Here is a 21287-nt window from a genome sequence, read left to right as displayed (position 1 = left end):
CCGCCCGAACCCGTTGGTAGTTTGGACCCAAAGGCGGAAGGGGAGCACCGAGGATGTTTGTGGCCATCGGCAACACGCCGCGCGACTACGCGTGGGGTTCGACGAGCGCGATCGCCGGGTTCCGCGGCGTCGAGCCGTCCGGCTCGTCCGAGGCCGAGCTCTGGCTCGGCGCGCACGCGGGGTCGCCCGCACGGGTGCTCGACGCGGCATCCGTCGGCCATGCCGACCTCGCCGCGTGGATCGCGGCCGATCCCGAGCGCGCGCTGGGACCCGAGCTCGCCGCGCACGGCGCCCGGCTGCCGTTCCTGCTGAAGCTCCTCGCGGCCGCCGAGCCGCTCTCGCTCCAGGCCCACCCCACGCCCGAGCAGGCCCGCGCGGGCTTCGCCCGCGAGGAGGCCGAGGGCATCCCGCTGAACGCGTACGACCGCAACTACCGCGACGCGTTCCACAAGCCCGAGCTCGTCGTGGCCGTCAGCGACGAGTTCGACGCGCTGTCGGGCTTCCGCTCGCTCGACGAGGTCGCGGGAGTGCTCGCGGTGCTGCGGTCGGCGGATGCCGCGTCCGACGAGCCGCAGGCCGGCGCGCTCGACCTGCTGGCCGCCCGCCTCGGCACCGCGGACCCGCTCCGCGACACCGTCGAGTGGCTCCTGCGCGACGGACGTGGCGAGGACACGGGCGAGGCCGCCTGGGTCGTCGAGCGGATCACCGCGCTCGCCGCGACCGACCCCGCACGCGCATCCGAGTACGCGGCGTCCTTCGAGACGGTGGAGCGCCTCGCCGAGGTGTACCCGGGCGACCCCGGCATCGTGATCTCGCTGCTGCTCAACCGCGTGCGCCTGCGCCGCGGCGATGCGCTCTACCTCCCGGCGGGCAACATCCACGCCTACCTCTCGGGGCTCGGCATCGAGCTGATGGCGGCGAGCGACAACGTGCTGCGCGGCGGGCTCACGCCGAAGCACATCGACGTGGGCGAGCTGCTCGACGTGCTCGACTTCACGCCGATCGCGCCGCCGCGGCTCGAGCCGGAGCCGGTCGCCGCGTCGGTCGTGGCGTTCCGTCCCGACGTGCCCGACTTCGTGCTCTACCGCGCCGAGCCCGGCGACGGGGCGGATGCCGCGCGGGTGCCCATCACCGGACCGGCCATCGTGCTCGCCGAGGGCGGGCCCATCCGCCTCCGGGGCGCGCACGACGAGGCGGAGCTCGCCATGGGCGAGGCGGCGTACGTCACCCCCGACGAGGGGACGCTCGACGTGACCGGGCCGGGCATCGCGTGGGTGGCGACCACCGGGGAGCCGCGGCATCCGTCGCCTGACCCCGCTCCCTGAGCCGGGAGTCGCCTCGGTCAGCCGACCGCGCGCAGCCCGAACAGGCGCCGGTACTGGGTGGGGGTCGTCTGGAGCACCTTCAGGAAGTGGTGCCGCATCACGGCTGCGGCGCCGAATCCGGTCTCGCGGGCGATCTCCTCGAGCGAGAGCGACGTCTCCTCGAGCAGCTGCTGCGCGCGCAGGAGCCGCTGGCGGTTGAGCCAGGCGTTCGGCGTCGTGCCGGTCTCGGCGCGGAACCGCCGCGCGAACGTGCGGGGCGACATCAGCGCCTTGCGTGCCAGCAGGTCGACCGTGAGGTCGTGGTCGAGGTGCTCGAGCATCCACTCGGTGACCTTGGCGAACGAGTCGCTGTGGCACTCGGGCACCGGCGTCTGGATGAACTGGGACTGGCCGCCGTCGCGCTGCGGGGGCACGACCATGCGGCGGGCGACGATGTTGGCGGCGCCGGCGCCGAGCTCGGTGCGCACGATGTGCAGGGCGGCGTCGATGCCGGCGGCGGTACCCGCGCCGGTGACGACCTTGTCGTCCTGCACGAAGAGCACGTCGGGGTCGACCTCGGTGTCGGGGAACATCTCGGCGAGCCGGTCGGTGTACATCCAGTGCGTCGTGGCGCGGCGGCCGGCGAGCACGCCGGCGTGGCCGAGCGTGAAGGCACCCGAGCACACCGACAGCACCCACGCGCCCCGCTCGACGGCCGCGCGGATGACCTCGAGCACGCGCTCGTCGGGCGCCGTGTCGATGAGCGAGGCCGGCACCGCGACGAGATCGGCCTCGTGCGCGAACTCGAGGCCCTCGTGCACCACGACGTCGAAGCCGAGCTTCGTGGAGATGGGGCCGGGGTCGGCGGCGACGACGTGGAAGTCGAACGTGGGGCCGCCGTGCTCACGGCGGTCGATGCCGAACACCTCGCAGATCACGCCGAACTCGAACGGCGCCATCTGGGGCATGGCGATGCAGGCGATGGTCTGGAGCACGGGATCCTCCGAGTGGCAGGAATATGTCGTTCACTGTCACTCTGCCACTACCGGCAGGATCTTGCAAGGAGTAGAATTTCTGCCATGACCACCATCGTGTTCCTCGTCATCGCGGGGCTCGCCGTCTGGGGAGTGCTCGCCACCGTGCTGCGCCTCGAAGGCGACGGTTACGGTCGTCCTGAGATCCGGGACCGCAACCGCCACATCGAGAACCTGCCCACCCGCACCGTCTGATCCCGCCGGTGGGAGCGCACGCGCGGCGATCGACGCTGCGCGTGCGAACGCTCGGGCCCGTCGCGGGTGACCGGCGATGACTCCCGACCCGCGCCGTCCCGTCGCCCCTCGATAGCATCGGGGGAGCACGTGGACCGCCCGCGTGCGGGAGGCGGGAACATGAGCTGGCTGGTCACCGGAGGTGCCGGGTACATCGGGTCGCACGTCGTACGGGCGTTCGCCGAGCAGGGCATCGACACGGTCGTCGTCGACGACCTCTCCTCGGGTCGCCACGCGTTCCTCCCGACCGGTGCCCGCTTCGTGCAGGGCACGATCCTCGACGGGCCGCAGCTCGAGAACACCATCGAGCGGTTCGACGTCCACGGCGTGGTGCACCTCGCCGGCTTCAAGTACGCCGGCGTCTCGGTCTCCCGCCCGCTGCACACCTACCAGCAGAACGTCACCGGCACGGCCACGCTCCTCGCCGCCATGGCGGCCAAGGGCGTGGACCGCATCGTGTTCTCGTCGAGCGCGGCCGTCTACGGCACGCCCGACGTCGACCTCGTGACCGAGGACACCGAGCAGCGTCCCGAATCGCCCTACGGCGAGTCGAAGCTCGTCGGCGAGTGGCTCATCGCCGACCAGGGCCGGGCGGCCGGACTGCGGCACACGAGCCTGCGGTACTTCAACGTCGTCGGATCGGGCACCACGGAGGTGTTCGACCCGAGCCCGCACAACCTCTTCCCGCTCGTGTTCGAGGCGCTCCTCGAGGGCCGCACGCCGCGCATCAACGGCGACGACTACCCGACGCCCGACGGCACGTGCGTCCGCGACTACATCCACGTGGCCGACCTCGCGGCCGCGCACGTGGTCGCGGCGAAGCGGCTCGACGCGGGCGAGCCACTCGAGCCCGTCTACAACCTCGGCTCGGGGGACGGCTCGTCGGTCGGCGAGATCATGCAGACCGTGGCGGCCGTCACCGGCATCGAGTTCACGCCCGAGATCGCGGCGCGACGCCCGGGCGACCCCGCCCGCATCGTCGCCTCCGGCGAGCTCGCGGCGCGCGACCTCGACTGGAAGATGCGGCATACGCTGTCGCAGATGGTCGAGAGCGCGTGGGAGGCGCGGCGCGCGGCATCCGAGGAGTGAGTCGAGCCCGACAGTGGACGCGAACGGAGGTCGGCCTCCGGAACGAGGGACGCCCGTCCCGACTCCGTAACGTCTGGCGAACACGTCGGCGTGTCGCGGTCGCGATGAAGCCTCGACGGCCGGTTGAGGGTTTACGATTCCCGACTTGACTCCCGCGAATTACACCGGTGTAATTGTCATGACACACCCTCTGGGTGGTCGGTACAACTGGGTGGGAGACGATATGGGCAATCCTGAATATCGTTCTGGAGTACCTGACGATTGGTTCATCGATCCGGTGAGGCTGGGCGTTCCGGGGGTTCGCTCGGGGGTCGGCGACGACAATCCGCTGGCATGGCAGAGCGACGCACTGTGCGCGCAGACCGATCCGGAGGCGTTCTTCCCCGAGAAGGGCGGCTCCACCCGCGACGCGAAGAAGATCTGCACCGGCTGCGAGGTCCGTGGCGAATGCCTCGAGTACGCGCTCGCCAACGACGAGCGGTTCGGCATCTGGGGCGGACTCTCCGAGCGTGAGCGGCGCAAGCTGCGCAAGCGTGCGGTCTGACGTCCTCGCGGATCTGGAGCGACTGAAGCGACGTCTCGGAACCCGCGTCCGTGGGCGCGGGGGTTCCGGGACGTCGCTTCGCTCGTCCTCGATCCGCTCGACGGTCGTCTCGCCCGATCCGCGGCATCGCCGCGCCGATCCTCGATCCGCTCGACGGTCGTCTCACGGTTTCATGGCACGCCCGGACTCATGCCCCGATGCCGCAGCGGGAGCCGCTTAGGCTGGCCCCGATGTTCCCCAGAGTCACCGCCGTCCTCGTCGTGCGTCACGGCGGCGACCACCTCGAGCGGACCCTCGACGCGATCCGCTTCCAGGATCGCGCGCCCGACGCGCTCGTCGCCGTGCTCGCCCAGGCCGACGCGCGCGCGCGCGAGCAGGTCGCCGGCGCGGCCCCCGACCGCATCGTGGAGCTGCAGGAACCACTCTCGTTCGGCGAGGCGCTGCGCGCGGGGGAGCGCGTGCTCGAGGCGCCGGCGTCCGACGCCGACGCGCTCTGGCTGCTGGCCGAGGACTCCGAGCCCAGGCCCGGCGCGCTGAGGAGCCTCATGGCGACGCTCGAGACGGCGAGGTCCGTCGCGGTGGCGGGGCCGAAGCTCCTGGAGTGGGACGAACCCGACCGCATCGCCGGCCTCGGGCGCACCATGACCCGGCTCGGACGCGCCGTCCCGATCGTCGCCGACGAGCTCGACCAGGGCCAGCACGACGGGTTGAGCGACGTGCTCGGACTCGACCCGGCGGCGATCCTCGTGCGTCACTCGGTGTGGCAGGCGCTCGACGGCTTCGACCCGGCCCTGCCCACGGTGGACGACGGACTCGACCTGGGCGTTCGCGCCCGGTTGGCCGGTCATCGCGTGGCGGTCGTCCCCGAGGCCGAGGTGCTGTTCGCCGCGGACGGCGTCGCGGGGCCGCCCGGCGACGGACGCAGTCGTTCGCGCCGCCGACGCGCCCGCGCGGCCCGTGCCGCAGCGTTGCACCGGCGGCTCGCCTACGCGCCGGCGCCCGCCGTGCCGCTGCACTGGATCACCTTCCTCCCGCTCGCGGTGCTGCGCTCGGTGCGGCTCCTGCTCATCAAGCGGCCGGGCGAGATCCCCGGCGAGTTCGCCGCGGCGCTCGGGACGATGTTCTCCGGCATGCGCGTGCCGCGCGCCCGGCGGGTCCTGGCGTCGTCGAAGCAGGCCAAGTGGTCGGCCATCGCGCCGCTCCGCCTGCAGCCCGACGAGCAGCGGCGGCGTCGCGAGGCCGCCGCGGAGGCGCGCAAGGCGCGAGCGCGCGGGCGGTCGAACGAGCTGCAGTTCCTCGGCACGGGCGGAGGCTGGGTGCTGCTCGCGACCGCCGCGGCATCCGTCGGGCTGTTCTCGTGGCTCATCACGGCGAGCGGCGTGGGCGGCGGCGGACTGCTGCCGCTGTCGGGCTTCGCCGAGCTGTGGCGCAACGCCGCCTACGGCTGGCGCGACGTCGGCACCGGATTCGTCGGCGCAGCGGACCCGTTCAGCGGCGTGCTCGCCGTGCTCGGCTCGCTGACGTTCTGGGCGCCCTCGTACGCCGTGCTCCTCCTCTGGCTCGTCGCGATCCCGGCCGCCGCGATCGGCGCCTGGTTCGCGGCATCCCGCCTCACCGAGCGCGGCTCGCTGCGTGCGGTCGCCGCGCTCGTGTACGCGTTCGCCCCGCCGTTCCTGACGGCCCTCGCCGAGGCGCGGCCGGGGGCGGTGATCGCGCACGTCCTGCTCGGATGGCTCGCGTTCGCCGTGTTCGGCGCGGCCTCGTCGTGGGCCGCGGCGGCGACCGCATCCCTGCTGTTCGCCGCGGTCATCGCCGCGGCCCCCAGCCTCGCCCCGGCGCTCATCGTCGGCTGGATCGTCGCGGTCGCGGTGAGCGGGCGCGCGGCCGTGCGGCTGGCGGGACTGCCCGTCCCGGCCCTCGTGCTCGCGCTGCCGCTCATCGTCGAGCAGGTGGGCCGCGGCACGCCGTTCGGGCTCCTCGCCGACCCGGGCGTCCCCGTCGGCGGACCCGTGCCGACCCCGTGGCAGCTGGCCGTCGGACTGCCGAGCGGCGGCTGGGGCGGATGGGACGAACTCGTCGGCTCGTTCGTCGAGGTCGATCCGAAGCTGGTCGCGAGCATCCTCGCCGTGCCGCTCGTGCTCGCGGCGCTCGCGGCGGTGCTCGCGCCGGGCTGGCGCCGCGCGACCCTCACCCTCGGGACGGTGCTCCTCGGCTACGCCACGGCGGTCGCCGCCACGCACGTCGCCGTGGCGGTCGTCGGACCCGACGTCGTCGCCGTCTGGGCCGGGGCCGGACTCAGCCTCGCCTGGCTCGGGCTCGTGCTCGCATCGGTGAGCGCCCTCGACGCGCTCCGCCGCGGACCGGCGCTCCTCGGCGCAGTGGTCGCGGTCGTGTCGCTCGTCGCGGTGGTCCCGACGATGATCGCCATCGCCGCGGACGCCGTGCCGCTCGGACCCGCCGGCGAACGGACCCTGCCGGCGTACGTCGTCGCCCAGGCGGACACCGACCCGCGCGTCACGACGTTGTGGATGGAGCCCGAGGTCGACGGCGGCCTGCGCGCGACGCTCGAGCACGGCACGGGCGAGACGCTCGACGACCAGTCCACGCTCGACCAGACGCGCACGGTGCTCACCGACGAGCAGGTGCAGCTCGCGACCGTCGCCGGCAACCTCGCGTCGCGCAGCGGGTTCGACCCCGAGGCCGCCGTGCGGGACTTCGGCGTCTCGTTCGTGCTGCTCGCCCCCGCATCCGACGAGGGGCGCGAGGCGGTGCAGACCGAGGCGCGGGCGCGCGCGGCGCTCGACGGCAATCCCGCCCTCATCGCCGTGGGGGAGACCGACTTCGGCGCACTCTGGCGCTTCGCGGCCGCCGAGCCCGACGCCGAGGCGGCGCAGATCCCGCCCGACGCCGGCGGGTGGCTCGCGGTGCTCATCACGATCGTGCAGGTCGTCGTCATCGGCGCGGCCGTGCTGCTGTCGATCCCCACGGGTGCCGGCCGCGAGGTCGATCGCCGTCCGACGCGGGTACGTCGCCGCGCCGCCGCCGCCGCGGCCGCGCGAGCCGCCGCGGCCGGCGGGGGAGCTGCGGCCGCCGCCGAGGCCGAGGACGCGGATGCCGCGGCAGCCGACGACGAAGAGGCAGAAGAGCCGGATGCCGCGGCATCCGACGAATCGGCCGACGAGCCGGATGCTGCGGCCGCCGATGACGGGACGATGGACGACACGGGAGCCGCCGACGAGGAGCCGCATGCCGCGGCATCCGATGACGAGACGGCCGAAGATGGATCGGCCGAAGACGCTGGAGCCGCCGACGAGGAGTCGGGCGATGATGCCGCCGAGGCCCAGCGAGACCGCACCGCAGACGAGTCGAAGGGAGACGACGATGGCCGTGCGTCGTAGGACCCTCATCCGCGTCGGCCTCCGCTCGCTCGCGCTCGTCGGCGCCGCCGCGCTCGCCGTCGGCACCGTCGCCGCGGCGACGTTCGTGCCGTGGCCCGACCACCGCATCGAGGCCCCGTCCGAGCTCGTGCAGCCGGCGGAGAGCCGTCAGCTGCGCGTGTGCCCCGGGCCGTTCCTCACGCTCGGCGAGGACGCGGCGGCCGCGACCACGGCGTCGTCGGTCGGATCGGCGAGCCTCGTCACGGCCGCGGAACCGGCCGACGCGGCCCTCGAGCAGGTGCCGCTGGAGGCGCCCGAGAATCCGAACGCCGCGCAGGACGGCACGCCCGTCGCGATCGCGGCCGAGCCGGGCGGCGTCGACGCGGGCATGCTCGCCGGCGCGCAGTCCCAGTCGATCTCGACCGAGACACTCGGCGGGTTCGCCGCAGCGGCGTGCGGCGAGGCCGTCGCCGACGTATGGCTCGTGGCCGGTGCGACGAACCTGGGCCGCAGCGGGATCGTGCTGCTGTCGAACCCGACCCCCGTGGCCGCGACGGTCGACGTGCGCGTGTCCGGCGAGGCCGGGGCCGTGGATGCGCCGTCGGCCCTCGGCATCATCGTGCCGCCGGGCAGCCAGCGCGTGCTCTCGCTCGCGGGCCTCGCGCCGAACCTCGTGTCGCCGGTCGTGCACGTCACGAGCACGGGCGGCGCGATCGCCGCGAGCCTCGAGCAGTCGACGATCGTGGGGCTCGCGCCCGCCGGGGCCGAGCTGACCGGCGCGACCGCCGCGCCGGGCACGACCCAGGTGATCCCGGGCCTGGTCGTGCCGCAGGCGGGCGGCGTCGAGGCGCTCGAGGACCACGCCGACGGCGACGACTTCCCCGCGGTGCGCCTCTTCGCGCCGGGCAACGCCCCCGTGGCCGTCTCGATCGGCATCGTGCCCGAGTCGGGCGCGGGCGGCACCACGCTCGACGTCTCGCTCGAACCCGGTCGCGTGCTCGACGTCCCCCTCGGCGTGCTCGACGCGGGAACCTACACCGTGCGCGTCGAGGCCGACGCGCCGGTCGTGGCCGCGGCGAGGGCCTCGGTCGGCGGCAGCGAGGGCCAGACGGATGCCGCGGCCCCCTCGGACTTCGCCTGGACCGTGGCCACCGCGCCGCTGCTCGACAGCGCGGTCGTCGCCGTGCCGCCCGGGCCCTCGGCGACGCTGCACCTCGTGAACCCCGCCGGCGCCGACGCCCAGGCGACCCTGAGGCTGGACGGGCAGGAGCGCACGGTCGTCGTGCCGGCCGCGGGCGCGGTGTCGGTGCCGCTCGGCGGCGCCACGTCGGTCGTGCTCTCGGGCACGCAGGGGCTGCACGCCGGCGTCTCGTTCGACGCCGCCGACGAGCTCGCATCGTTCGGCGTGCAGCCGCCCGGGCCGCTCGACTCGCCGATCCTCGTCTACCCGAACTGAGCACTCGGCCGCGGTGCCGAACCGGCCACGCCGAGCGGTACATCGAACGCGCGGCGGAGCCGGTGCCCGTCGTCGCGCGTCAGAAGTGCCGGTAGCGCCCCGGAGCGAGCTCCCACGGGTCCTTGTCGAGCAGTTCGGCGACCGCTCGGAACACGCAGCTCTCGACGAGCAGCTTCTCGTCGCGGTCCTCGCCCTCCTGGAGGCGGAGGAACCGCACGATCGGCAGCCGGTAGAACGTGATGCGGCGCTCGTCGTGCACGACCTTCCACCGGTCGACGTGGTCGCCGTGGATCGCCTCGGCGGGCCCCTGCGCCACCTCGAAGACGACGCCCTCGAGCTCGGGCCAGAGCCCGCGCAGGTACGCGGCCGTGGTGGCGACCGTGAAGTCGAACTCGTCGAGGCGCGTGCGCAGCGGCTCGAGGTGCGGCCCCGTCACGGCGGAGCGCATGCCGCGCCCGTGCCGGTCCCGGGCCAGCCGCCGAGGGGAACGAGGTGTGGCGACACGACGGGATCGGGGCATACCCTCCATCGTAATGTCCGCCCCGGTCGCTACTCTGGTGGAGCCATGAGACGTTGCTCGCGCACCGCATGCGCCGCCGAGGCGGTCGCGACACTGACGTTCGACTACGCCGACTCCATGGCCGTCCTGGGGCCGCTCTCCCTCACCCCCGAGCCGCACGGCTACGACCTCTGCAGCCGCCACGCCGAGCGCACCTCCGCGCCGGTCGGCTGGCAGATCGTCCGGCACGTGCGGATGGGTGAGGTAGGTTTCAAGGCATGACTCCCGCTGAAGGCCCTGACGTTCGCGCGCGCCTCGACGCCATCGTGAAGGCCTACGACGTCCGCGGGATCGTGGGCGAGGGACTCACCGCCGAGACCGTCGAGGCGCTCGGCGCGGGCTTCGCCGACGAGGTCGTCGCGCCGGGCGGCCGCATCGTCGTCGGGCACGACATGCGCGACTCGTCGCCCGGGTTCGCCGCCGCGTTCGCGCGCGGTGCGACCCGCCGCGGCGCCGACGTCGTGGCCATCGGGCTCTGCTCCACCGACGAGTCGTACTTCGCGTCGGGCTCGATCGACGCACCCGCGGCGATGTTCACGGCGAGCCACAATCCGGCCGCCTACAACGGCATCAAGTTCTCACGAGCGGGCGCGCAGGGCATCTCGCTCGACACCGGGCTGGCCTCGATCCGCGACCGCGCGGCCGACTACCTCGAACAGGGCATCACCGACGTGCCGGCCACGGGCACGGTCACCACCGCCGACGTGCTCGCCGACTACGCGGCGCACCTCCGCTCGCTCGTCGATCTCCGCGGCATCCGACCGCTGAAGATCGTCGTCGACGCCGGCAACGGCATGGGCGGCCTCACGGTGCCGGCGGTGCTCGGCGAGGCCGCCGGCCTGCCCGCGCTGCCGCTCGAGATCGTGCCCCTCTACTTCGAGCTCGACGGGACGTTCCCCAACCACGAGGCCAACCCGCTCGAGCCGGCGAACCTCGTCGACCTGCAGCGCGCCGTGGTCGAGCAGGGCGCCGACCTGGGCCTCGCGTTCGACGGCGACGCCGACCGCTGCTTCGTCGTCGACGAGCGCGGCGGCGCGGTGAGCCCCTCCGCGGTCGCCGCGATCGTGGCGGTCCGCGAGATCGAGCGCGTCCGTGCGACGGGTGAAGAGGAGGTGGCGGTCATCCACAACCTCATCACCTCGCGGTTCGTGCCCGAGACCATCGAGAACGAGGGCGCGATCGCCGTCCGCACGCGCGTTGGCCACTCGCTCATCAAGGACCGCATGCGGGAGACGGGCGCGGTGTTCGGCGGCGAGCACTCGGCGCACTACTACTTCCGCGACTTCTGGGGCGCCGACAACGGCATGCTCGCCGCGATGCACGTGCTCGCCGAGTTCGGTGCGCAGGAGGCGCCGCTCTCCGAGCTCGCCGCGCGCTTCACGCCCTACTCGCTGTCGGGCGAGATCAACTCCGTCGTCGACGACGTGCCCGCCGCCTACACGCGCATCGTGGAGGCGTTCACGGGTCGCGCCGACTTCGACGAGCTCGACGGCCTCACCGTCACGGGCATCACCGCCGAGAGCGAGCCGTTCTGGTGGTTCAACGTGCGGCCCTCGAACACCGAGCCGCTGCTGCGCCTCAACGTCGAGGGTGCGGATGCCGCGACGATGGCCGCGGTGCGCGACGAGGTGCTGGCGCTGATTCGCACCTGACGTGGGCGTCGCGGCATCCGGCTCGCTTCGCCATCGACGCGACCGCCCTGTCACAATGGTGGGCATGGATGCGCCCGTCACCACCGCCCTGCCCTTCAAGGTCGCCGACCTCTCGCTCGCCGAGGCCGGCCGCCATCAGCTCCGCCTCGCCGAGAACGAGATGCCGGGCCTCATGGCGCTCCGCGCCGAGTTCGGGGCGTCGAAGCCCCTCGCCGGCGCCCGGATCGCGGGCAGCCTGCACATGACCGTGCAGACGGCGGTGCTCATCGAGACGCTCGTCGCGCTCGGCGCGCAGGTGCGCTGGGCGAGCTGCAACATCTTCTCCACGCAGGACGACGCGGCCGCGGCCGTGGTCGTCGGCCCCGACGGCACGGTCGACGACCCGAAGGGCGTCCCGGTCTTCGCCTGGAAGGGGGAGACGCTCGAGGAGTACTGGTGGTGCACCGACCGCATCTTCGACTGGAGTGCCGAGGCCGCCGACGCGGGCGCCGACTGGATCGGCCCCAACATGATCCTCGACGACGGCGGCGACGCGACCCTGCTCGTGCACCACGGACGTGAGTTCGAGGCCGCCGGCTCCGTGCCGCAGGCGACGGATGCCACGAGCCACGAGTTCCGCGTCGTGCTCGACACGCTCCGCCGCTCCCTCGAGCTCTCGCCCGACCGGTGGACCCGCATCGCCGCCGAGATCCGCGGCGTCACGGAGGAGACCACGACCGGCGTGCACCGCCTCTACGAGCTGCACGCGCGCGGGGAGCTGCTCTTCCCGGCGATCAACGTGAACGACTCCGTCACCAAGTCGAAGTTCGACAACAAGTACGGCATCCGGCACTCGCTGCCCGACGGCCTGAACCGCGCGACCGATGTGCTCATGGGCGGCAAGGTCGCGTTCGTCGCGGGCTACGGCGACGTCGGCAAGGGCGCCGCCGAGGCGCTGCGCGGCCAGGGCGCCCGCGTCATCGTCTCGGAGATCGACCCGATCAACGCGCTGCAGGCGGCGATGGACGGCTACCAGGTCTCGCGCCTCGAGACCGTCATCGGCGAGGTCGACATCCTCGTCACCGGCACGGGCAATAAAGACGTCGTGCGCCTCGAGCACCTGCTCGGCCTCAAGCACCTCGCGATCGTGGCGAACGTCGGCCACTTCGACAACGAGATCGACATGGCGGGCCTCGAGTCCCTCGAGGGCGCCGAGCGCATCGAGATCAAGCCGCAGGTGCACGAGTGGCGCCTGCCCAACGGGCGCAGCGTGCTCGTGCTCAGCGAGGGCCGGCTCATGAACCTCGGGAACGCGACGGGGCATCCGTCGTTCGTCATGTCGAACTCGTTCACGAACCAGGTGCTCGCCCAGTTCGAGCTGTGGACGCGCCCCGACGCCTACCCGGTGGGCGTGTACGTGCTGCCGAAGCACCTCGACGAGAAGGTCGCGCGGCTGCACCTCGACGCGCTCGGCGTCGAGCTGACCGAGCTCACGCCCGAGCAGGCGGCCTACATCGGCGTGCCGGTCGAGGGCCCGTACAAGGTCGACCACTACCGCTACTGACCGAGCGCGTCAGGCGTCGAAACGGCGCGGATGCAGGGTTGCACCACGCATCCGCGACGTCTCGATCGACGGATGCCGCGAGCCCGCGGCATCCGGTCGGCTCATCGGTCGGGGAAGCCGACCGGCGTCGCCGTGAGCACCGGCGCGAGGGAGGCAATGCGCGCGTCCTCGAGGCGGAGCGCCGTGAGGTCGCGGTCGCGCCGGAGCGCGACGACGGCGGCGAGGAACCGCTCGGGTTCCGCGTGGGGCAGCGGCGACACGAACGGCGCCACCTCGGCGGCGAGCGACCCGGCCAGCCGCGCGCGGCTCTCGGGCACGAGGTGGCGCAGGTTCGCGAAGAACGACGCGATCCGGCGCGCGAGCGGGTCGGGCAGGCGCGCCACGTCGGCGGTCGAGGCCCAGGCGACGAGCTCGGGCGGCACGCCGAACGCGTTCGAGGGCACCTTGGGAACCCGCTCGACCTGGGCGTGCGTGCCGGCGAGGATGTCGCCGAGGCGCTTGGACGACGGGTTCAGGAAGCCGACGAGCACCCCGAGTCCGCCGAACGTGAGGTAGATCTCGATCACGCCCGTGAGCGCGCGGATGAACGCGTGGCGGAAGCCGGTGCCGCCGCCGTCGTCGCGGACGACGCGCAGGCCCATGACGAGCTTGCCGAGCGAGCGCCCATGCGAGGCGGTCTCGATGGCGGTCGGCAGCACGACGATGGCGAACACGAGCGTCGCGACCATGATCGCGCGGAACGCCGCCTCGTCGAGCGAGAGGCCGGCGAGGGCCAGCAGCATCGCGACGATGATGAGCACCGTGAGCAGCACGTCGAGGGCTGCGCCGCCCGCACGGATGAGGGCGCTCGCGGGCCGCAGGTCGAGGGCGACGGCCTCGCCCGTGACGAGCGACTCGTCGTCGAATCGGGCCGCCCGGCTGCGGGATTCGCGCGGATCGGCCATGGGTAGTATTCAAGCAGATGGACCTCGACGCGCTCGCCTCCGCCCGCCACGACGAGTGGGATCGGCTCGACGCGCTCTCGCGGTCCCCGCGGCTCGACGGCCCCGGCGCCGACGAGCTCATCGAGCGGTACCAGCACGCGGCATCCGACCTGTCGCTCGTGCAGACCACCGCCGGGTCGACCGCGCTCGGCGACCGCCTGTCGGTGAGCCTCGCCCGGGCGCGGCTGCGATTCACCGGCGCCCCCGAGAACCCGCTGCGCCAGTTCACGCGCTTCGCGCTCGTGAGCCTGCCCGCCGCGCTGTACCGCCTGCGATGGATCACCCTCGCGGTCGCCGTGGTCACCATCGTCGTGGCCGGGCTGTACGCGTGGTGGGTGTCGGGCGACCCGCGCGTGCTCGCGAACCTCGGCACCGAGGAGGAGCTGCGGCAGCTCGCCGACGAGGGCTTCGCCGCGTACTACTCCGAGAACCCCGCCGCGTCGTTCGCCGGTGCCGTCTGGACGAACAACGCGTGGATCGCCGCGCAGTGCGTCGCGTTCGGGATCCTGGGCGTCTGGGTGCCGTTCGTCATCCTGCAGAACGCGCAGAACCTCGGCCTCACGGCGGCGATCATGTTCGCCTACGACGAGGCCGACACGTTCTTCCTCTACATCTCGCCGCACGGGCTGCTCGAGCTCACGTGCGTGTTCGTCGCGGCCGCCGCCGGCCTCCGGATCTTCTGGGCCTGGGTCGCGCCGGGTCCGCGCACCCGCGGCGTCGCGCTCGCCGAGGACGCGCGGTCGCTCTTCACGGTCGCGATCGGCCTCGTGTTCTTCCTCTTCGTCTCGGGCCTCATCGAGGGCTTCGTGACGCCCGCGCCCTGGCCGTGGCCCGTGAAGATCGGCATCGGCGTGCTCGCGCTCGGCGGGTTCCTCGCCTATATGCTCGTGCTCGGCGGCCGGGCGTGGCGGGCCGGCGAGACGGGCGACCTCGTGGAGTTCGACGCGGGCGCGAGCCGCATCGTCGCCGGCTGAGATCGAATCGGCGCGCGGCTACAGCCGGCCGGCCGCCTTCAGCTCGAGGTAGAGGTCGGCGAGCGCGGGCGGCAGCTCCTGCGGCGGGGCCGAGACGGTGAGCGCGCCGAGGCGCCGGATCGCCGCGGCGACGCGGTCGCCGTCGAGGAGGCTCCGCTCGGCCGCCGCGGCGCGGTAGGCGTCGTCGAGCGAGCTCCGCTCCCGGGCGGCGCCGACGACGTCGGGGTCGGCGACCGAGGCGACGACGACGACGTGCCGCGTGGTGAGCTGGGGGAGCACGGTGAGCAGGCTCCGGGCGCTGCCGGGGGAGTCCGCGGCGGTGAGGAGCACGACGAGGGCGCGTCGGCTCGTGGTGCGTCGGATGTGGCCCGGCACCGCCGCCCAGTCGGCCTCGATGAGCTCGGCCTCGATGTCGGCCATCGTGTCGACGAGCCGCGCGAGCAGCTCGGCGCCGCTCGCGCCGTGCACCCGGCCGCGCACGCGCCGGTCCCACGCGAGGAAGTCCACGCGGTCACCGGCGTGCGAGGCCAGGGCGGCGAGCAGGAGCGACGCCTCCCAGGCCGTGTCGAGGCGCGGCTCGTCGGCGATGCGCGCGGCGGCCGTGCGTGAGGTGTCGGCCACGATCACGATGCGGCGGTCGCGCTCGGGACGCCACGTGCGCACCATGAGGCGCGCGCTGCCGGGCACCTCGAGGTTCGCGTGGCGGGCGGTCGCGCGCCAGTCGATCGAGCGCACGTCGTCGCCGCGCACGTACTCGCGGATCGAGTCGAACTCGGTGCCCTGGCCGCGGATGAGCAGCGGCGTGCGACCGTCGAGCTCGCGGAGGCGCGTGAGCCGCGACGGCAGGTGCGCACGGGAGTGGAACGGCGGGAGCACACGGATCCGGCCGGGGGCGGCGAGCGTCGCCTGACGCGACCACAGACCGAGCGGGCCGGCCGAGCGGATCGTCACGTGCTCGGCGCGGCGGTCGCCCCGGCGCCACGGCGTCAGCTGCAGCGTCATCCGACGCCGCTCGCCGGACGGGATGCGCAGGCGCGTGCGGTTCGGCCCGGCGACCCCGGCCGAGGGCTCCCAGCCGTCGCGGACGGTGGCCCGCAGCATCCGCGGGCCCGTGTGCTGCACGGCCAGCTCGGACGTCACGGTCTCACCGAGCCGCACGCGCTCGGGCAGGCTGCGCTCGAGGACCACGCGTCGCGGCGACGCCGCGAGCGAGACGTCGACGATGCCCGCGACGAGCGCGAGCGCCAGCCAGGCCACGAGCGCGAGCCACGCCGCACCGGCATCGCCGATGCCCGCCGCGACGACGGGGACCACCCCGAGTGCGACGAGCAGCGCGAACCGACCGGACACCGTCATGTCAGAGGGGCACCTGCACCTGCTGGACGATCGAGCGCAGCACGGCGTCGACGGCCACGCCCTCGAGCTCGGCCTCGGGTCGCAGCTGCACCCGGTGCCGCCACACGGGCAGGAGCATCGCCTGCACGTGGTCGGGCGTGAGCGAGTCGTAGCCCGTGAGCCACGCCCACGCCTTCGACGCGGCGAGCAGGCCCGTGGTCGCGCGGGGGCTCACGCCGAGCCGCATCGACGGGCTCCGGCGCGTGGCGCGCGCGAGATCGACGACGTACGCGAGCACGTCGTCGGAGACGCGGACGGATGCCGCGGCGGCGCGTGCCGCGGCGAGCTCCTCGGCCCCGAGCACGGGCGTGACGCCCGCCGCCGCGAGGTCATGCGGGTCGAACCCGTCGGCGTGGCGGCGCAGCAGGGACACCTCGGCGTCGCGCTCGGGCACGTCGAGCACGAGCTTCAGCAGGAACCGGTCGAGCTGCGCCTCGGGCAGCGCGTAGGTGCCCTCGTACTCGATGGGGTTCTGGGTCGCCGCGACCATGAACGGGTCGGGCAGCGGCCGGGTCACGCCGTCGGCCGAGACCTGTCGCTCCTCCATGGCCTCGAGCAGGGCCGACTGCGTCTTCGGCGGCGTGCGGTTGATCTCGTCGGCGAGCAGGATGTTCGTGAACACCGGCCCCTCGCGGAACGCGAACTCGCCGGAGCGCGGGTCGTAGGCGAGCGAGCCGGTGACGTCGCCCGGCATGAGGTCGGGCGTGAACTGCAGGCGACGGGTGTCGAGCCGCAGCGTGCGGCTGAGCGTGCGCACGAGGAGGGTCTTCGCCACGCCCGGCACGCCCTCGAGCAGCACGTGGCCGCGCGTGAGCAGGGCGATGATGAGGCCCGTGACGGCGCCGTCCTGGCCCACGACGGCTTTGCCCACCTCGGTGCGCACGCGGTTCAGCGCGGCGCGCAGCTCCTGGTCGGTGGTCGCGATCGCGTCGGTCATGGTCGCCTTCCTGTCTGGTCGGGTCGGTCGCCGGGGCGGGTGTCGGGGCCGGTCGGGCCGGGGCCCGTCGTGCCGGCCGGTGCCGGTCGCACGGAGACCGCGACGTCGTGCTCCAGTCGGTCGAGCTCCACGGCGAGGTCGACGAGCTCGCGGTCGCCGGAGGGCTCGGGGCCGATGAGCAGCCGGCCGACGGATGCTGCGTCGCGCCCGGTCGCGACCGCTGCGGCATCCGCGACGACGTGCGCGGGGGCCGACCGCGGCAGCTTCAGCACCGCGGCGATGCGGCCGACCGCGCCGATCCGGAGCTGGTCGAGCGCGTGCCCGCGCGCCGAGCTGCGCGCGTAGAGCCGCGCCCGTCCCTCGCTCGTCTCGCCGGCGGGCACCTGCACGGGCAGCCGCTCGACGACGAGCGGCCCGAAGCGGCGCCCCTGCCAGATGCCGGCCACGACGGTCACGACGACGGCCAGCACGAGCACGGGGCTCACCCAGCCGGGCGTCAGCTCCGCGAGCGTCGGTGCGGTTCCGGCGTCGGCGTCGGCCGGGCCGGGGAGGTACCAGGCGAGCTCCTCGGATGCCCCGAGCAGCCCGATCGCGAGCGCGGCGTTGCCCGCCTCGTCGACGTGCTCGTTCTCGAACACGGTGGTCGCGGCGACGATCGTCAGCTCGGCGCCCGACGGCCCCGGACCCGCCGCGACGGCGAACGCCTCGCCGTCGCGGAAGCATCCCCGCCACCCCTCGGCCGCGGCCTCGTCGTCGACTGTGACGAGCCGCTGCCCGTCTGACAGCTCGCCGGCTCGCTCGGCGGCGCGCACGTCGCAGGCCACGTCGTCGAGGGCGCCGCTCGCGACGCCACCGAGCCGCACCCCGGGCGCGAGCGTGCGCAGGGCGTCGAACGCGGGCTCGACGACGACGAGCCGCTCGGATGCCGCGGCGAGCTCATCGAGGGCGTCGGCGTCGAGGATGCCGAGCTCGTCGAAGAGCAGCACCGTGGCGCCGCCGCGCGCGAGGTCGGTCGCGGCGTCGAGCGTGGAGGCCTCGGTGACGTCGACACCCTGCCGGCGCAGCACCTCGACGAGGGCCTTCGACCCGGCGGGGGCCGCGTTGGCGGGACCGAGCAGGGGACCGGGCGCACGGAACCCGCCCTGGATGACGAGGAGCGCGATCGCGCCCACCACGAGCACGATGGCGATGACGATCCAGGGACGACGGCGCCGCAGCTGCTCGCGGACGGTCGGCGTGAGCGCCTCGGCCGTCGCCGGGCCGTCGATGCGGGCGCGGGGCGCGGTGAGGGTCATGCTCCGGCTCCCACCGGCTCGGCGTGCACGGGCACCGTCGCCTCCACGGCGAGGTCGAGCCCGACGATCGCCTCGTAGCGCTCGCGCGACCCCGCGCGGCCCAGGTACCGCACCGCGTCGAAGTCGGCGGCGGCTGTTCGCAGCGCCTCGGCGTGCGCGGGCAGCGGGCGGCTCGCGGCATCCGCGAAGCCGTGGGCGGTGGTGCCGGGATGCACGCGCACGAGGTCGCGGTCGACGACGCCGCGCACGATCGCGCGGAACCGCTCCTCGATCGCCAGCGCCCAGTCCTCGCGCGCCGCGGCCGCCTCCGCCGCGCGGCGCAGCGTCGGCAGGTCGCGACGGTCGTGGTCGTCGAACAGCGGCGCGACCGCTCGCCGGCGCCGGCGCAGGCGGGGCAGGCCGAACACGAGCAGCCCGACGACGAGCAGGACGGCGACGACGAGCACGGCGAGCAGCGCGAGCAGGGGGCCGGGAACGCCCGTGGCGCCCTCGAACAGGCTCGCGATCCAGTCGCGGATCGCCTGCATCGCGAGGTCGAACGGCGTCGGCTCGGCACTCGCGTACTCGGGATTCGAGAGCTCGTCGACGACCCAGCGTCGCGCCTCGGGCGCGTCGGGATCGAGCGGGATCTCGAGACGGGGCTTCAGGACCACGACGCCGGCTGCTCGCTTCCGGCCGTCGGCGCCGCGGCAGCGGGTGCACGGTACGGGTCGTCGCTCGGCTCCCCGGCCTCGCGGCGCTCGACGAAGCGCTGCAGTTCGAGGTCGAGGCCCTCCTTGCGCATGCGGAGGTCGATGTAGACGACCGCGACGAGCGCGGCCTGCACGACGGCCGTGATCGCGCCGATGAGCAGCGAGAGCACGGTGGTGACCACCGTCGTGATGATCGTGATCGTGAGGTAGGCGCCGGTCGCGTTGGGATCGATGACGATCCCGAGGAGCGTGCCGACGATCGAGACCGGCTGCACCACGACCTGCGCCGCGAAGTTCAGGATCACCGCGACGAGCAGGAGCACGCCGAACGTGCGCCAGAAGAAGCCGTCGGTGAGACGCCACGACCGCGCGATCGCCTGGCGGATGCCCGACCGCTCGAGCACGATGACGCTCGGCACGAGCGCGAGCTTGACGCCGACCCACGCGCCGACGACGACGAGACCGAGGCCGAGCACCAGGGCGATGACGATGCCCACGACGAGGCCCGTCGTCGAGACGGATGCCGCGAGCACCACGACGAGCACCAGGAACGCCACGGCGACGACGAGCGCCAGCGCGATGAGCAGCGTCCAGCCGATGAGGGGGCCGATCCGCTTCGCGGCGCGCTTCCAGAGCGCCCCGAACCCGAGCCGATCGCCGACCGTGCCGGTCGCGACGTCGACCACCATGACGCCCTGCAGGAACGCGCTCGCCACGAGCGAGATCCCGACGGGCACGAGGAAGAGCAGGAGCAGCGCGCCGACGGCGCCCGACATGATCGCGTCGACGTCGGCCGTCGTCGCGCCCTCGACCCGGGAGAAGGTGAAGACGAGGAACGGGACGAACACGGCGGCCGTCGCGACGACGGACACGAGCTGCACGATGAGGCCGCTCCCGAACGTGGGTGCCGGATTGCGCCGGAGCGTGCGGAACGGCGCCCAGAGCAGCGTGCCGAACCCGAGGGGCCGGAGGGGGAGCAGGCCCGGCTTCGGGGGCGGGGTCCACCCGCCGGCGGCCGGGGCCGGGTACGTGCCGGGAGCGGCATACGACGGCGGGCCGTACGTCGGCTGGCCGTACGTCGGCTGGCCGTACGCGGGCTGCCCATGCGCCGGTTGCGCCGGCGGCGGGAATGCCGGCTGGCCGTACCCGGGCTGGGCGGGCGGCGGAGACGCGGGCTGCCCGTACGTCGGCTGCGCGGGCGGCGGCGGCGCAGCGGGTCCGGGCGGGACCACGGGGGGCACGGATCCGCCGTCGGGCGCGGTGCCCGCGGCATCCGATTCGTTCGAGCGCGGCGCCGGTGCGCCGGGTGCCTGCCAGTCGTGATCGGACACCTGCATGCGCTCCTTCCGGCGGGGTGTCCCCATGCTCGCATACTTCCCGTCGGCGAGGGCCGTCGTCGGGCGCCGGGACGCGCTTCGACGCGGGTACGGCGCGCAGGCGACGTCCAGCGCGCTTCCGGGCGACGCACGGGTGGGAACGGATACAGTGGAGCCACCAGCGGCCCGCCATCGCGGGCCCAGACGGAGACCGGACGGATGACCCCACGCGTACTCGTCGTCGACGACGACACGGCCCTCGCGGAGATGATCGGCATCGTGCTGCGCACGGAGGGCTTCGAACCGGTGTTCTGCGCCGACGGCTCGGGCGCGCTCAGCGCGTTCCGCGAGTCGAAGCCCGACCTCGTGCTGCTCGACCTCATGCTGCCCGGCATCGACGGCATCGAGGTCTGCGGGCGCATCCGTGCGGAGTCCGGCACGCCCATCATCATGCTGACGGCGAAGTCCGACACCGCCGACGTCGTGAAGGGCCTCGAGTCCGGTGCCGACGACTACATGGTGAAGCCGTTCAACCCGAAGGAGCTCGTCGCCCGCATCCGCACGCGCCTGCGGCCGGCGCCCGAGCCGGTCGTCGAGACGCTCGCGGTCGGCGACCTCACGATCGATGCGGCCGGACACGAGGTGCGCCGCGGCGACGAGCGCATCAACCTCACCCCGCTGGAGTTCGACCTCCTCCTCACCCTCGCCTCGAAGCCGCAGCAGGTGTTCACGCGCGAGATGCTGCTCGAGCAGGTCTGGGGCTACCACTACAAGGCCGACACCCGGCTCGTGAACGTGCACGTGCAGCGGCTCCGCGCGAAGGTCGAGCACGACCCCGACAATCCGCGCATCGTCATGACCGTGCGCGGCGTCGGCTACCGGGCCGGCGCGACGACCTAGGCC

General features: G+C 73.8%; 19 protein-coding genes. 11 read left to right on the top strand and 8 right to left on the bottom strand.

Annotation, left to right across the window (positions count from 1 at the left end; genetic code table 11):
* Positions 1-53: 53 nt before the first annotated feature.
* Positions 54-1325, top strand: a complete 1272-nt coding sequence (manA, locus tag FYC51_RS01695) for a mannose-6-phosphate isomerase, class I (RefSeq protein ID WP_148731961.1) — start codon at positions 54-56, stop codon at positions 1323-1325.
* A gap of 17 nt (positions 1326-1342) precedes the next feature.
* On the opposite strand, the gene FYC51_RS01690 is transcribed toward manA, so the two are convergent.
* Positions 1343-2299, bottom strand: a complete 957-nt coding sequence (locus FYC51_RS01690; protein WP_148731960.1) for a GlxA family transcriptional regulator — start codon at positions 2297-2299, stop codon at positions 1343-1345.
* Positions 2300-2383: 84 nt separating this feature from the next.
* Between FYC51_RS01690 and FYC51_RS19075 the strand changes: the two genes are divergently transcribed.
* The 5 genes from FYC51_RS19075 to FYC51_RS01670 all read left to right on the top strand — a co-directional run bounded on the left by FYC51_RS19075 (position 2384) and on the right by FYC51_RS01670 (position 9038).
* Positions 2384-2533, top strand: a complete 150-nt coding sequence (locus FYC51_RS19075) for a hypothetical protein (protein ID WP_187432445.1) — start codon at positions 2384-2386, stop codon at positions 2531-2533.
* Between the two features lie 159 nt (positions 2534-2692).
* Complete coding sequence (galE, locus tag FYC51_RS01685) at positions 2693-3661, top strand: UDP-glucose 4-epimerase GalE (protein ID WP_148731959.1); 969 nt, start codon at positions 2693-2695, stop codon at positions 3659-3661.
* Between the two features lie 223 nt (positions 3662-3884).
* The gene (locus FYC51_RS01680; protein ID WP_148731958.1) at positions 3885-4205 is read left to right on the top strand and encodes a WhiB family transcriptional regulator; all 321 of its coding nucleotides are present in this window, start codon (positions 3885-3887) and stop codon (positions 4203-4205) included.
* 230 nt (positions 4206-4435) lie between these two features.
* A complete protein-coding gene (locus FYC51_RS01675; protein ID WP_187432444.1) occupies positions 4436-7603 on the top strand; it encodes a glycosyltransferase in 3168 nt (1055 codons plus the stop codon).
* Positions 7587-9038 carry a DUF5719 family protein gene (locus tag FYC51_RS01670; RefSeq protein WP_148731956.1) on the top strand — a complete coding sequence of 484 codons (1452 nt, stop codon included), beginning with the start codon at positions 7587-7589 and terminating at the stop codon, positions 9036-9038. Before FYC51_RS01675 ends, FYC51_RS01670 begins: the two co-directional genes overlap by 17 nt.
* 79 nt (positions 9039-9117) lie before the next feature.
* On the opposite strand, the gene FYC51_RS01665 is transcribed toward FYC51_RS01670, so the two are convergent.
* A complete protein-coding gene (locus FYC51_RS01665) occupies positions 9118-9486 on the bottom strand; it encodes a hypothetical protein (RefSeq protein WP_338014659.1) in 369 nt (122 codons plus the stop codon).
* Positions 9487-9603: 117 nt separating this feature from the next.
* Between FYC51_RS01665 and FYC51_RS01660 the strand changes: the two genes are divergently transcribed.
* The 3 genes from FYC51_RS01660 to ahcY all read left to right on the top strand — a co-directional run bounded on the left by FYC51_RS01660 (position 9604) and on the right by ahcY (position 12792).
* Positions 9604-9819, top strand: coding sequence for a DUF3499 family protein (locus FYC51_RS01660; protein ID WP_148731954.1), 216 nt, complete (start codon positions 9604-9606; stop codon positions 9817-9819).
* Positions 9816-11249: a phosphomannomutase/phosphoglucomutase gene (locus tag FYC51_RS01655; protein WP_148731953.1), complete on the top strand. Its 1434-nt coding sequence runs from the start codon at positions 9816-9818 to the stop codon at positions 11247-11249. Before FYC51_RS01660 ends, FYC51_RS01655 begins: the two co-directional genes overlap by 4 nt.
* A 64-nt stretch (positions 11250-11313) precedes the next feature.
* A complete protein-coding gene (gene ahcY / locus FYC51_RS01650; RefSeq protein WP_148731952.1) occupies positions 11314-12792 on the top strand; it encodes an adenosylhomocysteinase in 1479 nt (492 codons plus the stop codon).
* A gap of 101 nt (positions 12793-12893) precedes the next feature.
* On the opposite strand, the gene FYC51_RS01645 is transcribed toward ahcY, so the two are convergent.
* Entirely contained in the window at positions 12894-13736 is an 843-nt protein-coding gene (locus tag FYC51_RS01645; RefSeq protein WP_148731951.1) for an RDD family protein, read from the bottom strand.
* Between the two features lie 17 nt (positions 13737-13753).
* Here FYC51_RS01645 and FYC51_RS01640 point away from each other — a divergent pair, with 17 nt between their 5' ends.
* On the top strand, positions 13754-14749 hold the full coding sequence (locus FYC51_RS01640; protein ID WP_148731950.1) for a stage II sporulation protein M: 996 nt from the start codon (positions 13754-13756) through the stop codon (positions 14747-14749).
* A gap of 18 nt (positions 14750-14767) precedes the next feature.
* Here FYC51_RS01640 and FYC51_RS01635 read toward each other — a convergent pair whose 3' ends face one another.
* Genes FYC51_RS01635 through FYC51_RS01615 form a run of 5 tightly spaced genes read right to left on the bottom strand, consistent with a single transcriptional unit; the run spans position 14768 to position 20432 of the window.
* Positions 14768-16105 (bottom strand): DUF58 domain-containing protein, encoded by a 1338-nt coding sequence (locus tag FYC51_RS01635; RefSeq protein WP_148731949.1) that lies wholly within the window; start codon positions 16103-16105, stop codon positions 14768-14770.
* A gap of 1 nt (position 16106) precedes the next feature.
* Positions 16107-17081: an AAA family ATPase gene (locus FYC51_RS01630; RefSeq protein WP_148731948.1), complete on the bottom strand. Its 975-nt coding sequence runs from the start codon at positions 17079-17081 to the stop codon at positions 16107-16109.
* Positions 17078-18376, bottom strand: coding sequence for a DUF4350 domain-containing protein (locus FYC51_RS01625; protein ID WP_148731947.1), 1299 nt, complete (start codon positions 18374-18376; stop codon positions 17078-17080). The genes FYC51_RS01630 and FYC51_RS01625 overlap by 4 nt, the downstream gene beginning before the upstream one ends.
* Entirely contained in the window at positions 18373-19029 is a 657-nt protein-coding gene (locus tag FYC51_RS01620) for a DUF4129 domain-containing protein (RefSeq protein WP_148731946.1), read from the bottom strand. The genes FYC51_RS01625 and FYC51_RS01620 overlap by 4 nt, the downstream gene beginning before the upstream one ends.
* Positions 19020-20432, bottom strand: a complete 1413-nt coding sequence (locus FYC51_RS01615; protein WP_148731945.1) for a hypothetical protein — start codon at positions 20430-20432, stop codon at positions 19020-19022. The genes FYC51_RS01620 and FYC51_RS01615 overlap by 10 nt, the downstream gene beginning before the upstream one ends.
* A gap of 171 nt (positions 20433-20603) precedes the next feature.
* Here FYC51_RS01615 and mtrA point away from each other — a divergent pair, with 171 nt between their 5' ends.
* Positions 20604-21284 (top strand): MtrAB system response regulator MtrA, encoded by a 681-nt coding sequence (gene mtrA / locus FYC51_RS01610; protein WP_148731944.1) that lies wholly within the window; start codon positions 20604-20606, stop codon positions 21282-21284.
* Positions 21285-21287: the final 3 nt, after the last annotated feature.

It is taken from the genome of Agromyces mariniharenae, from assembly GCF_008122505.1.
In the GTDB taxonomy this organism is placed as follows: Bacteria; Actinomycetota; Actinomycetes; order Actinomycetales; family Microbacteriaceae; genus Agromyces; species Agromyces mariniharenae.
Note: the sequence above shows the minus strand (reverse complement) of the source record. Positions and strands in the feature narration are given on the sequence as shown.

What these genes read in the sequence shown, in the direction of transcription:
- manA (WP_148731961.1), top strand. Translation starts at nt 54, where the DNA reads ATGTTTGTGGCCATCGGCAACACGCCGCGCGACTACGCGTGGGGTTCG.
- FYC51_RS19075 (WP_187432445.1), top strand. Translation starts at nt 2,384, where the DNA reads ATGACCACCATCGTGTTCCTCGTCATCGCGGGGCTCGCCGTCTGGGGA.
- galE (WP_148731959.1), top strand. Translation starts at nt 2,693, where the DNA reads ATGAGCTGGCTGGTCACCGGAGGTGCCGGGTACATCGGGTCGCACGTC.
- FYC51_RS01680 (WP_148731958.1), top strand. Translation starts at nt 3,885, where the DNA reads ATGGGCAATCCTGAATATCGTTCTGGAGTACCTGACGATTGGTTCATC.
- FYC51_RS01675 (WP_187432444.1), top strand. Translation starts at nt 4,436, where the DNA reads ATGTTCCCCAGAGTCACCGCCGTCCTCGTCGTGCGTCACGGCGGCGAC.
- FYC51_RS01670 (WP_148731956.1), top strand. Translation starts at nt 7,587, where the DNA reads ATGGCCGTGCGTCGTAGGACCCTCATCCGCGTCGGCCTCCGCTCGCTC.
- FYC51_RS01665 (WP_338014659.1), bottom strand. Translation starts at nt 9,486, where the DNA reads ATGCGCTCCGCCGTGACGGGGCCGCACCTCGAGCCGCTGCGCACGCGC.
- FYC51_RS01660 (WP_148731954.1), top strand. Translation starts at nt 9,604, where the DNA reads ATGAGACGTTGCTCGCGCACCGCATGCGCCGCCGAGGCGGTCGCGACA.
- FYC51_RS01655 (WP_148731953.1), top strand. Translation starts at nt 9,816, where the DNA reads ATGACTCCCGCTGAAGGCCCTGACGTTCGCGCGCGCCTCGACGCCATC.
- ahcY (WP_148731952.1), top strand. Translation starts at nt 11,314, where the DNA reads ATGGATGCGCCCGTCACCACCGCCCTGCCCTTCAAGGTCGCCGACCTC.
- FYC51_RS01645 (WP_148731951.1), bottom strand. Translation starts at nt 13,736, where the DNA reads ATGGCCGATCCGCGCGAATCCCGCAGCCGGGCGGCCCGATTCGACGAC.
- FYC51_RS01640 (WP_148731950.1), top strand. Translation starts at nt 13,754, where the DNA reads ATGGACCTCGACGCGCTCGCCTCCGCCCGCCACGACGAGTGGGATCGG.
- FYC51_RS01635 (WP_148731949.1), bottom strand. Translation starts at nt 16,105, where the DNA reads ATGACGGTGTCCGGTCGGTTCGCGCTGCTCGTCGCACTCGGGGTGGTC.
- FYC51_RS01630 (WP_148731948.1), bottom strand. Translation starts at nt 17,081, where the DNA reads ATGACCGACGCGATCGCGACCACCGACCAGGAGCTGCGCGCCGCGCTG.
- FYC51_RS01625 (WP_148731947.1), bottom strand. Translation starts at nt 18,376, where the DNA reads ATGACCCTCACCGCGCCCCGCGCCCGCATCGACGGCCCGGCGACGGCC.
- FYC51_RS01615 (WP_148731945.1), bottom strand. Translation starts at nt 20,432, where the DNA reads ATGGGGACACCCCGCCGGAAGGAGCGCATGCAGGTGTCCGATCACGAC.
- mtrA (WP_148731944.1), top strand. Translation starts at nt 20,604, where the DNA reads ATGACCCCACGCGTACTCGTCGTCGACGACGACACGGCCCTCGCGGAG.